The sequence below is a fragment of the Burkholderia sp. KL41 genome (assembly GCF_057005415.2).
Genome location: NZ_CM174446.1, coordinates 931,915 through 944,668 on the forward strand (window position 1 = coordinate 931,915; position 12,754 = coordinate 944,668).

The following is a 12,754-nucleotide window of genomic DNA, read 5'->3' on the forward strand; positions in this document are numbered from 1 at the left end:
TTTTTGCATACACTGCACGACGACGCGCGGCACCGGGCCGCGCCTTACCGTGCACGCACCATGTCCGATCACCAGGTTTATCTCGACACGCTCGATGCGAGCCTCGTCGCCATCGAGCGCTGGCTGTCCGGCGTCGATACCGCGCCCGGGGCGCTCGACGCGCTGCTCGCTTCGTTTTCCGCCGATTTCACGATGATCCTGACCGACGGCCGCGAGGTCGACCACGACGGCACGCGTGCGCTGTTCGCGAAGCTCGCCGGCGCGAAGCCGGGGCTGCGCATCACGCTGTCGGACACCCGCGTGCTCACGGCCGACGCGTCGCATGCGACGCTCACCTATCTCGAAGCGCAGCACGCGGCCTCGGGCGAGCTGCCCGCGCGCCGTGCGACCGCCGTGTTCGAACGTGACGCGGCGGGCGTCGTGCGCTGGACCCATCTGCAGGAAACCTTCTGCACGGCCTGAGCGGCCTGAGCGGCCGAGCCGAGGCTCAGCTCGGCTCGACGTTCGCGGCTCAGCGCTTGCGGCCGCGGGCGACCGTCAGCTCGTCGGACACGCTCTGCATCAGCGCGCACAGCCACGCGATGTCGGTCGGCCGGTCGGGTTGCGGATGCGTGAGCAGGTAGCTCTTGATGCGCGGAAACGGCACCGGCGGCGTGACGACGACGAGCGGCAGCAACTGCGCGTAATGCGTCGCGAAGCGGCGCGTCGTCGTGAAGATCAGGTCCGATTGCAGCAGCACCTGCGGCACGATCCCGAAGTACGGAAGCGTCGTCACGATGCGCCGCGTGAGGTGCGCGCGGGCAAGGCCGATCTCGATCGCGTTGCGCTTGTCGCCGGTGTACGGCGTCGGCGCGACGTGCGCGGCCGACGCGTACGCTTCGCGCGTGAGCGGCCCGTGCGCGAGCGGGTGCGCCTCGCGCATCAGGCACACGATCGTGTCGGAGAACAGGTCCTGGCGTGCGAACTGCGGGTCGGGCTTCGGCCAGTTGCCGATCACGAGATCGAGCGCGCCGGATTCGAGCGCGCCCGCGTGATCGAGCGCGGGATTCAGCGAATCGATTTCCAGGTGCGCATGCGGCGCCGCGTCGCGAAAGCGCTCGATCAGCGTCGGCATGAAGAAATCGTTCAGGTAATCGGGCGCGGCGACGCGGAACGTGCGCCGTGCGGACGACGGATCGAAGTCGCCGTGCGGCGTCGCGATGAAATCGACCTCGCGCAGCGCGCGCTGCGCGGCCTCGAGCAGCGACGCGCCGTATTCGGTCGGCACCATGCCGGATTTGCCGCGCACGAGGATCGGGTCGTTCAGCGTCTCGCGCAGCTTGCGCAGCGCGGTGCTGATCGCGGGCTGGGTCTGGTTCAGCCGCAGCGCGGCCTGCGTGACGCTGCGCTCGAGCAGCAGCGTGCGCAGCACACGCACGAGCCAGATATCGAGCGAGGCGGTACGGTCGTCGTCTTCCATCGGTGGGGGTGATTCGGGTGACGCGTAACGTTACCGTAATCGCGCGTTGCCGTGCGTGATACCGGCCATCACGCGCGGCCCTTCGGCAGCGCGCTGATCCGCTTGACCTCGCGCGATTCGAGCCAGTTCGGCGTGCGCGCGCAGTACAGCACCATCGGCAGCGCGTCCTCGCCCCAGAACAGCTGCTGGTTCATCCAGAACGTCGGCACGCCGAACACCCCGAGCGCGATCGCGTCGGCGTTGTTGCGCGCCAGTTGCGCGGCGGTCTCCTCGAATTCGATCAGCTCGTCGCCGTGGCCGACGCCGACCCGTTCGCACAATGCCGCGAATCCTTCCGGCGTCGACGGATCGTTGCCGTCGCGCCAGATGAAGCGGAACATCTCCAGCACGGTCGCGATGTCGGCGCGCAGCGCGATCGCGAGGCGCAGCACCTTGTCGGACTCGAACGGGTGAGCGGGCGGCATCTTGAAGCGGATGCCGAGCTGCTCGGCGCGGAACAGCGCGTGACGGTACGTGAACACGCGCTTGGCCGGCACGTCGGCGCTGGGGCGCTGCCCCCAGTGTCGCTGCAGGTCGGGCAGTGACACGGCGACGGGTTCGAACGGCACGTCCGGCCACTTGTCGTGCTGTTCGAGGAGCAGGTAGGAGAACGGCGACACGAAGTCGAAGAACCAGGCGGGCTGGGCGATATCGAGGCCGGTTGTCATGTCGATCTCCAGTGGATGGGGCGTGCGGCGTCTGGCGGCGGCCTCCATGTTACGCGGCGGCGCACGCATGCGGCAATGATCGCGGATCGTCCGGTCAAGCGGAACCGGGAGTCGCCCGAGGGGGCGTGCCGGCCGGCGGCGCGGCGTCGGCACGTGCCTGCGGCGGGCCGCCGGTGCCCGGCGGGCCGGCCGGCGTGTCGTGGTCGTGCGCGGTGAGCCGTTCGCGCACGAAGCCGATGTGCTCGCGCAGCACGTAGAACTGGCCCGCATAGGCGAGCGGCATCTTCATCCGGTTCACAGCTTCCTCGATGTCGTCGAGTTCGTCGAGCAACTGCACGCGCTCGTCGGCCGTGTGCTCGCCGAGCGCGCGGCGCTCGAGCGCGATCAGCGCGCCGTACCAGCGGTAGATGCGCGAGCGCACGCGCCAGCCGTACAGCGACGGCACGAGCCGCAGCCCGGGGATCAGCACGACGATCAGCGGCACGACCACGACGAGCAGCCGGTCGACGAGGCTCGCGACCCAGAACGGCAGCCGCCGGTACAGGAAGCTCTTGCCGGATTTGTAGTAGCGCGCGGCATCGTCGGACAGCGGGAAGCCGCGCGTGACGGACGACGGGAATTCGCCCGCGTGCTGCAGGATCGTCGCGTGGCCGTGCACCTCGCGCGCGGCCTCGATCAGCAGGTCGGACAGCGCGGGGTGCAGCGAGTCGCGTGCGACCAGCTCGATGGTCGGCGCGACCGTGTGGATGTCGGCGGGCGGCAGGTTGCGGCCGAGATCGTAGACGCCCATCGGCAGCGTGATCGCGGTCAGGTACGGGAAGCGCCGCGCGTACGCCTCGGCCTGCGTGAACGAATACACGTGCACGCCCGGTGCGCGGAACAGTTTCGCCATCACCGGGATCTGCGTCGAGTCGCCGGACAGGAATGCCGCGTCGATCTTGCCGTCGAGCAGCGCGGTGGCCGCATCCTCGCCGGCGGTCGGCAGCAGCTCGGTCGACCCGCCCGGCACGATGCCGTTCATCTTCAGCAGTGCGAGGCTCAGTTCGCGCGCGCCGCTGCCTTCTGCGCCGAGCGCGAGCCGCTTGCCCTTGAAGTCGGACAGGCGCGCGACGACCGGGCCGCGGTACATGATCGCGAGCGGCACGTAGCCGATGCTGCCCAGCGACACGAGGTGCTCGTCGCGCTCCTTCGGGCCGATGCCGCTCTGCACGAAGCCGACGTCGACCGGCGCGTCCGGGTTCGACAGCCGCGCGAGGTTCTGGGCGGACCCTTCGGACGACTGGACGTCGAGCGTGACGCCGTTCTTCGCGAGGATCGTCTTGTATTTCTGCGCGGCGTTCCAGTACGTGCTGCCGGGCGGCCCGGACGAGATCACGAGCGTGGACGGCGGGGCCGGCTGGATCAGCTTGACCGCGAGCCAGACGGCTGTGGCGGCGAGTAGCACGGTGGGGCCGATCGACAGCGCGAGGTCGCGCCACGACACCGCGACGAAGCGGGCGAGGATGCGGCGAGGCGGGCGGGGGCGGGCTGGCTTCATGGGGGGCGGCGGATGACGCTGGCGTGACGTATCGGTGACGGTCGGCGCGGACGATGCGGATTCTCGCGGCGATGGTACCCGGTTTCGCGGTGCGTGCGCGAGTGCGGCGCGGCGGCGCGACGACAGCGGCGGGGGCCGCCGCGTCAAAAGCTTTGCGCTTCCGCGGGCGCTGGATTACATTGTGCGACGCAGCCGCGCCCGATTCGCGCGCGACCCGGCACGCAATGAGACCGGGCGCGTCCGGCCGGCGGCTGTCCGGCCCGGCCGGCCCGCACTCGCGTGCGCCGTCCGCCAGCCCGTCTTGCCTCTCTCGTATCGCCGTGGAAAACACCGGCTGTCCCGCCCGTTCGCGCGCGGGCCGGCTGTTTTTGGGGGTATCCGGCCGTACTGTGCACGGCCGTTCCGGAGTGATAAGGAGATAGCATGAAGTCGATCGTGTTGAGAGCGTTGGGTGTCGCCGCCGTGGCGGCCTGTCTGTCGGGCAGCGTGTATGCGCAGTCGAGCGATGCGGCGGCAACGGAAGCGCCCGCGGCAGCGACCAGCGCGCCGAAGGCCGCCGCGAAAACCGCGAAGAAGGCGAACCGCAAGCTCGGCTATACGGTGCGCAAGGCGATTTCGAAGGAATCGGGCGTCAACGTGTCGAACCTCGTCGTGCGTTCGAAGGGCGGCGCGATCACGCTGGAAGGCACGATGCCGGCCCAGGACCAGATCGACAAGGCCGAAGCTGCAGCCAAGGGCGTGGCGGGCGTGACGTCGGTCACGAACAGGCTGACGGTTCAGCAGCAGTGATGCCGGGCGGCGGCGCGCGAGCGCCGCGTGCGCCCGTTTCCAGGCGGGCCCCGGCATGCCGGGGCCCGTTTGCGCTTGAGAGGCCGCAAGCCGCATGAAGCGGCGGCGGACCGATAACGATATCGAGAGGGCGGCGATGACGAGGCTCGGGTGGGGCAGGCGGATGGTTTTCGGCGCGGCGTTGGCCGCGATCGCGCTACTCGGCGCCTGCAACGGCGACGAATCGGCCGAGCGCAACCGGTTGCCCGGTTTCGTGTCCGGCAGCGTGCGCACGACAGCCTATGACGGCGCGAGCGACGACCTGCTGACGGCCGGCCTCGGCAAGACGGGCCTCGGCTCGGCCACCGCCCCCGGCTTCGCGAACGCCGCCCGGCCGACGGGCGCCGAGCTGCGCCGCCTGGCGATCTGGTCGAACTACCGCGCGCTCGTCGACATGAGCGCGAACGGCGGCTACGGCCGCTTCTGGGGGCCGAACGTCGATCTCGACGGCAACGACACGCTCGGCGAAGGCAAGATCCCCGGCACCGAATATCTCGCGTATTCCGACGACGGCAGCGGCAGCAAGAACGTGACGCTGCTCGTGCAGGTGCCCGCCAGCTTCAATCCCGCGCAGCCGTGCATCGTCACCGCGACGTCGTCGGGCTCGCGCGGCGTGTACGGCGCGATTTCCGCGGCCGGCGAATGGGCGCTCAAGCGCGGCTGCGCGGTTGCCTACAACGACAAGGGCGGCGGCAACGGCGCGCACGAACTCATGTCGGACACCGTCACGCTGATCGACGGCACGCTCGCCAACGCGGTGCTGGCCGGCACCGCGAGCCTGTTCACCGCGAACGTGACGAGCGGCGATCTCGCCACCTTCAATTCCCGCTTCCCGAACCGCTACGCGTTCAAGCACGCGCATTCGCAGCAGAATCCCGAGCAGGACTGGGGGCGTGTGACGCTGCAGTCGGTCGAGTTCGCGTACTGGGCGCTCAACGAGCAGTTCGGCCCGCTGATCGACAGCTCGCATCACGGCGTGCGCTATCGCGCGGGCGACATCACGACGATCGCCGCGTCGGTCAGCAACGGCGGCGGCGCGTCGCTCGCGGCGGCCGAGCAGGACAATCGCGGCTGGATCACCGCGGTCGTGGTCGGCGAGCCGCAAATCAACGTGCGGATGGCGCCGAACGCGGTCGTGCGCTCGGGCGGCCAGCCGGTGCCGTCGTTCGGCCGGCCGCTGGCCGACTACGCGACCCTCGCGAACCTGCTTCAGCCGTGCGCGGCCGCGTCGGCGTCGCTCGCCGGTGCGCCGTACCTGAGCGCGCTGCCGGCGGCGACCACGCAGTCGATCCGCACGCAGCGCTGCGCGACGCTCGCCGCGGCCGGGCTCGTGTCGGGGGCCGATACGCAAAGCCAGGCCGCCGACGCGCTCGCGCAGCTCCACGCGGCCGGCTACCTTGCCGATTCCGACCTGCTGCAAGCGCCGATGTGGGATTCGCAGGCGATTCCGGCGATCGCCGTCACGTATGCGAACGCGTACACGCGCTCGCGCGTCACCGACAACCTGTGCAATTTCAGCTTCGCGACGACGAACCCGGCAACGGGCGCCGTCGCCGCGCCGGCCACGTCGCCGATGCCGGCCGTATTCGGCGTCGGCAACGGCGTGCCGCCGACGGCCGGCATCAACCTCGTGTTCAACACGGGCGCGGGTATCGACCACCGGCTCGCGACACCCGATGCGAGCTTCGCGGGCGCGCTGTGCCTGCGCCAGCTCTGGACGAACGGGATGCTCGGGATGCCCGCGAACGTCGACGCGGTGCGCGTGAACGCGAACCTGCAGGGCAAGCCGGCGATCATCGTGCAGGGCCGCAGCGATGCGCTGGTGCCCGTGAACCACGCATCGCGCGCGTACGTCGCGCAGAACGGCATCAGCGAAGGCGGGCGCAGCCGGCTCGTGTTCTACGAGGTGACGAACGGCCAGCACTTCGACGCATTCCTGCCGGTGCCGGGCTTCGATACACGCTTCGTGCCGGTTCACTACTACAACGTGCAGGCGCTGAACCTGATGTGGCGGCACCTGAAGAACGGTGCACCGCTGCCGCCGTCGCAGGTGATCCGTACGGTGCCGCGCGGCGGCACGCCGGGCGCCGCGCCCGCGCTGACGAGCGCGAACCTGCCGCCGATCTCGGCCGCGCCGGGGGCGAACGCGATCACGACCGGTGCCGGCACGATCGACGTGCCGCTCTGACGGCGCCCACCGCGCCGCCCGCACGAAGCCGGACAGCCGTCCGGCTTTTTCCTTTGAGCGAATGGAATCGGTCCCGGATTGGCTTTTGTCCGAATGGCGAGCGCTGTAACAAATTCTTACTTTACGGCGGTAAATCAGAACCCTAATATGCGCCGGTATTTTCACTTAATTTAATAAATTACAGATACGAAGATATTCCTTTCCGTTTAGTTAATCGATCCTTTCGATTTTGTTAAATCGGCTCGAGTCGCGGTAGATCGCTGTTCTGCGATTAATCGGTATCTCGCCGAGGGGGATTGTTCGTCTGTTCCAAGCGAGGTGCCCTTGTCGGGCGGGCCTTGCGGGGTGTGTTTTTGCCGTCGGTTTTGTGTGCATGCGAATTCGCGCAATGAATTCGTATTGCTGCGGATTATTGAATTGCCGTTTGCAATGGAATTGATTCCATTGTGCGGTTGCAAAAAAACATGGGTGGGGTAAATCGTGCCGATCGGTATTCGCCGATCCGGTAAAAAACTCGGAGTGCGTCGCATAACGAATGCATTCCTGGTGCGGAGCGCCGGCGCAAATGATCCTTTGCGACCGGCGGTATTTATCGTTCTGTTCGAGAGGCAATAATGACGACACGGAAGTCCTTGAAAGACGGTTTCGCGCTATTCGGAACGACACTGAGCGTGCCGCTCGCCGCAGCCGCGGCCGCGGCGCTGCTCGTCACGGGGTGCGGCGGCGACGACGGGCCGAGCCCGGCTGCTTCGGCCGCCGCCGCGGCTGCGACGTCGGCCGGCGCCAGCACGTCGGCCAACACCAGCGCAACGGCCGCGGCGGCCGACCAGCCGTACGTCGACAACGACGTGTACGGCACCGGGCCGAACGACGCGGTCACGGATTCCACGGAAGGGGCGGCCGTCGTCCACCGGTCGGTCACGATCGGCGGCAAGACCATCAAGTACACGGCCACCACGGGCCACCTGACGACGATCGACCCGGTCACGTCGGCGCCGAACGCGAAGATGTTCTACGTCGCGTACACGCAGGACAATCCGGACCCGTCGAAGCCGCGCCCGGTCACGTTCTTCTACAACGGCGGCCCCGGCTCGTCGTCGGTCTACCTGCTGCTCGGCTCGTACGGGCCGAAGCGCCTGCAGTCGTCGTTCCCGAACTTCACGCCGCCCGCGCCGTACAAGCTGCTCGACAACCCGGACAGCCTGCTCGACCGTACCGACCTCGTGTTCATCAACCCGGTCGGCACCGGTTACTCGACGGCGATCGCCCCGGCGAAGAACAAGGACTTCTGGGGCACCGACCAGGACGCCCGCTCGATCGACCGCTTCATCCAGCGCTACCTGACCAAGTACTCGCGCTGGAATTCGCCGAAATTCCTGTACGGCGAGTCGTACGGCACCGCGCGCAGCGCGGTCGTGTCGTGGGTGCTGCACGAGGACGGCATCGACCTGAACGGGATCACGCTGCAGTCGTCGATCCTCGACTACGCGAATGCGTTGTCCGCGCCGGGCACGTTCCCGACACTCGCGGCCGACGCGTTCTACTGGAAGAAGACGACGCTCAACCCGACGCCGACCGATCTCGACGCGTACATGGTCCAGGCCCGCAATTACGCGGACAACACGCTCGCGCCGCTCGCGCAGAAGCCGAACCCGCAGGATGGCGGCTTCGTGAACGTGCGGCTGAACCTGAACCTGCAGACCGCGCAGCAGATGGGCGCGTACATCGGCACGGACCCGACGTCGCTGATCCAGACGTTCGGTAACCCGGCCGCGCTCGGCAACGTGCCGTCGTCGGACGACAACCCGCCGTACACGTTCTTCCTGACGCTCGTGCCGGGCACGCAGATCGGCCAGTACGACGGTCGCGCGAACTTCACGGGCAAGGGCATCGCGCCGTACATCCTGCCGAACTCGGGCAGCAACGATCCGTCGATCACGAACGTCGGCGGCGCGTATACGGTGCTGTGGAACAGCTACATCAACACCGACCTCAAGTACACGTCGACGTCGTCGTTCGTGGACCTGAACGACCAGGTCTTCAACAACTGGGACTTCAGCCACACCGACCCGACCGGCGCGAACAAGGGCGGCGGCAACACGCTGTACACGGCCGGCGACCTGGCGTCGACGATGAGCGTGAACCCGGACCTGAAGGTGCTGTCGGCGAACGGCTATTTCGACGCCGTCACGCCGTTCCACCAGACGGAGCTGACGCTCGCGCAGATGCCGCTCGACCCGACGCTCAAGGCGCAGAACCTGACGATCAAGAACTACCCGTCGGGCCACATGATCTACCTGAACGACGCGTCGCGGACCGCGCTGAAGGGCGATCTCGCCAACTTCTACGACGGGATCCTCGCGAACCGCACCGCCCTGCAGCGGGTGCTGAAACTGCAGGCGCGCACGCAGCAGCTCAAGCAGCAGAAACTGCAGCAGCAGGGGCAGTAAGCGCGGCGGGCGGCTCGAGCCGCCCCGGACGGACGACAGCCCGATCGGCGCAGGCCGGTCGGGCTGTTTTTTATCGGCAGCGGAGGGCGCCGCGCGTCGGATGCGCTGGCCGGGAAAGGGCGGAGCCGCGGGTGAAGGGCGGGATCGGCGCCTGCCTACGCGAGCACGAGCCTCACGCCGACCGCGACGAGCGTCGCGGCGAGCAGGTTGCGCAGCAGCCGCTCGGGTGCGCGCGCCGACAGCAGGCTGCCGAGCACGATGCCCGGCAACGAGCCGAGCAGCAGCGACAGCAGCATCGACCAGTCGACCGAGCCGAGCAGCCAGTGGCCCATGCCCGCGACCAGCGTGAGCGGTACCGCGTGCGCGATGTCGGAACCGACGATGCGGGTCGTCGCGAGCATCGGATACAGCAGCAGGAGCACGGTGACGCCGATCGCGCCGGCACCGACCGACGTCATCGACACGAGCACGCCGAGCACGGCGCCCGTCAGCACGGTCGACCACAGCGTGCGCGCGGGGCTCGGCGCGAGCGGGTTGCGCGCGGCGAACGCGGTGAGCTGCGGCCGGAAGATCAGCGCGAGCGACGTGAGCAGCAGCGCGACGCCGAGCACGAGCTGGATCATCCGCGCGGTGCCCGGCGTATTCATCCCGTGCGTGTGCAGCCACCACAGCGTGATGGCCGCGGCCGGCACGCTGCCTGCCGCGAGCCGGCCCGTGATGCGCCAGTCGATCGAACCCTTCAGGCCGTGGACGAGCGTGCCGGTGGCCTTGGTCGCGGCCGCATAGAGCAGGTCGGTGCCGACGGCCGTCGCGGGGTGGACGCCGAACAGCAGCACGAGGATCGGCGTCATCAACGAACCACCGCCGACGCCGGTCAGGCCGACGAGGATGCCGACGAACAGGCCGGACAACGAGTACAGCAGATCGATATGGGGAAGCGACATCGGAAGGAGGCGGTTATGCGGCGTTCGGCGGTAGCGGCGCGTGGGTCAAAGTCCGCCATTGTCGCAAATGTGGCGGGTCGGTGTACGACTGCGTTAAAAATCGGCCGGGAAGGCGCGGGCGGCAGGCGGCGCTGAAACGGGCGTTTGAACGGGGCAGGGCCAACGTGGTGGCCGGTGCCGGCCTGCGACGACAGGACGGGCGGTGCGCGGCACCCGGAAGAAGAAAAAGGGCGCGACGGTGCGCGCCCCAGGTTCGATGCAAACGGCCGGATTCATCCGCCGCCTGCGGCTCTTCGGCGTCAGTGCATCGCGGGGCCGGTACCTTCGACGGCGTCCTGCCGCCGGATGCGCAGCGCGAGCCCGATCAGCGCGGCGGCGGCAGCGAATGCCGCGCCGAACGCGAAGGCCGCATGGTAGCCGCCGTTCAGTGCGTCGAGCGGCGCGGCGTTCGCGGCCGCGAGCACGTCGGTGCGGGCGGCCGCGAGGCTCGCGAGCACGGCGAGGCCGAGCGCGCCGCCCATCATGAACGCGGTGTTGACGATCCCCGACGCGAGCCCGGAATCGGCCGGATCGACGTCGCTCATCGCGGCGAGCAGCATCGGGTTGAACGCGACGCCCGCGCCGATGCCGAGCAGCGTCATGCCGGGCAGCACGTGCCAGGCGAAGCCGCCGTCCACCGGTGCGCGCGAAAACAGGGCGAGGCCGCAGGCCGCGATCAGCAGGCCGGCCGCGATCGGGCCGCGGATCCCGAAGCGCATCACGATGCGCGCGGACAGCCCGAGCGAGAACGCGGCCATGATCAGGTTCGCCGGCAGGAACGCGAGACCGACCTGCAGCGGTCCGTAGCCGAGCACACGCTGCATGTACAGCGCGGACAGGAAGAACCACGCGAACATCGCGGCCGCCCACAGCACGCCGATCACGTTCGCGAGCGCGACGTTGCGCGCGGCGAACAGCGTGAGCGGCATCAGCGGATGCGCGGCGCGCGCCTCGATCGCGATGAACAGGGCGAGCAGCGCGACCGCGGCGCCGATCAGCACGACGGTCTGCGTCGACAGCCAGCCGGCTTCGTTGCCGCCGACGATCCCGTAGACCGCCAGCATCAGCGACGCGGTCACGGTGACCGCGCCCGCGACGTCAAGCCGTGCGGTGCCGGCCGGCGCGCGCAGGCGCGGCAGCAGCGCGACGCACATCGCATAGACGGCGATGCCGATCGGCAGGTTGACGAGGAAGATCCAGTGCCACGACAGCGAGCTCGTCAGCAGCCCGCCGAGCAGCACGCCGATGCTGCCGCCGCCCGCGCAGACGAAGCCGTACACGCCCATTGCCCGCGCGCGTTCGCCGGGCTCGGTGAAGAGGTTCATGATCAGCGACAGCGACACGGCCGACACCACCGCGCCGCCGAGCCCCTGCACCGCGCGCGCGGCGATCAGCATCGTCTGCGACTGGGCGAGGCCGCATGCGAGCGACGCGAGCGTGAACACGACGAGGCCGGCGAGGAACATGCGCCGCTGGCCATACAGGTCGCCGAGCCGGCCGCCGAGCAGCAGGCAGCCGCCGAACGTCAGCAGGTACGCGTTGACGACCCACACGAGGGCCGACTCGGTGAAATGGAGGTCGGTGCTGATCGACGGCAGCGCAACGTTCACGATCGTGCTGTCGAGCACGATCATCAGCACGCCGAGGCAGAGGACGATCAGCGCGTACCAGCGCTTCTCGCCGTGGATCCCGTGGGTCATGGGCTTGCAGCCTTCTGATAGTTATTTGAAAGGATGCATTGTAGGCCCCCTCGGCGCGGGCTTCCTGCCGGTTTGTGGCAGGAGCGATGCGTAGTCGCGCGTCCGGGCGGGACGCGCGTGACGGATGCGACGGGCGTTACGCGCGCGCCGGCAGTTCGCAGCCGTCGGGGCCGCATGCGGCCGCGTCGCCGCCGTCGAGTTCGACGATGCCGTCGCGCCATGCCTGGTCGAGCGCCTGCGCGAACGCGTCGGCCGGCTGCGCGCCCGACACCGCGTAACGGCCGCCGAACACGAACAGCGGCACGCCGCGCCCGCCGATCTGCGCGGCGCGTGCGATATCGGCTTCGACTTCGTCGCGGTACAGGTCGCTGCGCAGCACGTCTTCGACGGCCGCGCGCTCGAGCCCCGCTTCGACCGCGAATTCGGTCAGCTCGGCGTGATCGAACAGCGAGCCGTGCTCGCAGAAGTACGCGCGGTACAGCCGCTCGGTCAGCGCGTGCGCGCGGCCCGTCGCTTCCGCGAGCTTCACGAGCCGGTGGCCGTCGAGCGTGTCGCCGACGAGCGTGCCGGGCAGGTCGTAACGCAGCCCGACGCTCGCGGCCGCATCGGTCACCTGGCGCAGCATCTGGTCGACCTGCGCGGGCGACATCCGGTACTTGCCGGCGAGCATCGCCTCGACCGGCTCGACCGGCTGGCCCGGCATCAGCCGGTATGCGCGCAGCGCGACGTCGACGCGCTCGGCGTGCGCGAACGCGGCGAGCGCCTCGTCGAAGCGGCGCTTGCCGATCCAGCACCACGGGCAGATCAGGTCGGACCAGATTTCGACGGTCAGGGTCGGGCGGGCAATCGGGGCGGGAGCGGTCGTCATGGGCGGTTCCGGGCAGCAAAAAAGTGTAACCGGG

The 12,754-nt window shown here is 69.1% G+C and carries 10 protein-coding genes; 4 read left to right on the forward strand and 6 right to left on the reverse strand.

Annotated elements, in window-relative coordinates; genetic code table 11:
* The first annotated feature begins 60 nt into the window (after nt 1-60).
* Nucleotides 61-462 (forward strand): nuclear transport factor 2 family protein, encoded by a 402-nt coding sequence (locus tag PQB87_RS04420; protein ID WP_060066265.1) that lies wholly within the window; start codon nt 61-63, stop codon nt 460-462.
* A 49-nt stretch (nt 463-511) separates the two neighbouring features.
* Here PQB87_RS04420 and PQB87_RS04425 read toward each other — a convergent pair whose 3' ends face one another.
* The 3 genes from PQB87_RS04425 to PQB87_RS04435 all read right to left on the reverse strand — a co-directional run bounded on the left by PQB87_RS04425 (nt 512) and on the right by PQB87_RS04435 (nt 3,703).
* Nucleotides 512-1,459 (reverse strand): LysR family transcriptional regulator, encoded by a 948-nt coding sequence (locus PQB87_RS04425; RefSeq protein ID WP_060066139.1) that lies wholly within the window; start codon nt 1,457-1,459, stop codon nt 512-514.
* Between the two features lie 68 nt (nt 1,460-1,527).
* Nucleotides 1,528-2,166, reverse strand: a complete 639-nt coding sequence (locus PQB87_RS04430) for a DsbA family protein (protein ID WP_027788237.1) — start codon at nt 2,164-2,166, stop codon at nt 1,528-1,530.
* Nucleotides 2,167-2,260: 94 nt separating this feature from the next.
* Nucleotides 2,261-3,703: a TAXI family TRAP transporter solute-binding subunit gene (locus tag PQB87_RS04435; RefSeq protein ID WP_489242623.1), complete on the reverse strand. Its 1,443-nt coding sequence runs from the start codon at nt 3,701-3,703 to the stop codon at nt 2,261-2,263.
* A gap of 423 nt (nt 3,704-4,126) precedes the next feature.
* Between PQB87_RS04435 and PQB87_RS04440 the strand changes: the two genes are divergently transcribed.
* The 3 genes from PQB87_RS04440 to PQB87_RS04450 all read left to right on the forward strand — a co-directional run bounded on the left by PQB87_RS04440 (nt 4,127) and on the right by PQB87_RS04450 (nt 9,169).
* On the forward strand, nt 4,127-4,492 hold the full coding sequence (locus tag PQB87_RS04440; RefSeq protein WP_059685075.1) for a BON domain-containing protein: 366 nt from the start codon (nt 4,127-4,129) through the stop codon (nt 4,490-4,492).
* Nucleotides 4,493-4,628: 136 nt separating this feature from the next.
* Nucleotides 4,629-6,719 carry a D-(-)-3-hydroxybutyrate oligomer hydrolase gene (locus PQB87_RS04445; RefSeq protein ID WP_489242624.1) on the forward strand — a complete coding sequence of 697 codons (2,091 nt, stop codon included), beginning with the start codon at nt 4,629-4,631 and terminating at the stop codon, nt 6,717-6,719.
* 614 nt (nt 6,720-7,333) lie between these two features.
* A complete protein-coding gene (locus PQB87_RS04450; protein ID WP_059685071.1) occupies nt 7,334-9,169 on the forward strand; it encodes a S10 family peptidase in 1,836 nt (611 codons plus the stop codon).
* A gap of 155 nt (nt 9,170-9,324) precedes the next feature.
* Here the strand turns inward: PQB87_RS04450 and PQB87_RS04455 are convergent, their stop codons facing one another.
* The 3 genes from PQB87_RS04455 to PQB87_RS04465 form a co-directional block, all read right to left on the reverse strand.
* Nucleotides 9,325-10,113, reverse strand: a complete 789-nt coding sequence (locus tag PQB87_RS04455) for a sulfite exporter TauE/SafE family protein (RefSeq protein WP_059685068.1) — start codon at nt 10,111-10,113, stop codon at nt 9,325-9,327.
* A 299-nt stretch (nt 10,114-10,412) separates the two neighbouring features.
* Nucleotides 10,413-11,852: a DHA2 family efflux MFS transporter permease subunit gene (locus tag PQB87_RS04460; RefSeq protein ID WP_489242625.1), complete on the reverse strand. Its 1,440-nt coding sequence runs from the start codon at nt 11,850-11,852 to the stop codon at nt 10,413-10,415.
* 136 nt (nt 11,853-11,988) lie between these two features.
* Nucleotides 11,989-12,720: a DsbA family oxidoreductase gene (locus PQB87_RS04465; RefSeq protein ID WP_059685066.1), complete on the reverse strand. Its 732-nt coding sequence runs from the start codon at nt 12,718-12,720 to the stop codon at nt 11,989-11,991.
* Between the last annotated feature and the right edge of the window lie 34 nt (nt 12,721-12,754).

Bases quoted from the DNA above. Each gene is read 5' to 3' on its own strand.
- PQB87_RS04435 (WP_489242623.1), bottom strand. From the start codon at position 3,703: ATGAAGCCAGCCCGCCCCCGCCCGCCTCGCCGCATCCTCGCCCGCTTC.
- PQB87_RS04420 (WP_060066265.1), top strand. From the start codon at position 61: ATGTCCGATCACCAGGTTTATCTCGACACGCTCGATGCGAGCCTCGTC.
- PQB87_RS04465 (WP_059685066.1), bottom strand. From the start codon at position 12,720: ATGACGACCGCTCCCGCCCCGATTGCCCGCCCGACCCTGACCGTCGAA.
- PQB87_RS04460 (WP_489242625.1), bottom strand. From the start codon at position 11,852: ATGACCCACGGGATCCACGGCGAGAAGCGCTGGTACGCGCTGATCGTC.
- PQB87_RS04430 (WP_027788237.1), bottom strand. From the start codon at position 2,166: ATGACAACCGGCCTCGATATCGCCCAGCCCGCCTGGTTCTTCGACTTC.
- PQB87_RS04445 (WP_489242624.1), top strand. From the start codon at position 4,629: ATGACGAGGCTCGGGTGGGGCAGGCGGATGGTTTTCGGCGCGGCGTTG.
- PQB87_RS04450 (WP_059685071.1), top strand. From the start codon at position 7,334: ATGACGACACGGAAGTCCTTGAAAGACGGTTTCGCGCTATTCGGAACG.
- PQB87_RS04425 (WP_060066139.1), bottom strand. From the start codon at position 1,459: ATGGAAGACGACGACCGTACCGCCTCGCTCGATATCTGGCTCGTGCGT.
- PQB87_RS04440 (WP_059685075.1), top strand. From the start codon at position 4,127: ATGAAGTCGATCGTGTTGAGAGCGTTGGGTGTCGCCGCCGTGGCGGCC.
- PQB87_RS04455 (WP_059685068.1), bottom strand. From the start codon at position 10,113: ATGTCGCTTCCCCATATCGATCTGCTGTACTCGTTGTCCGGCCTGTTC.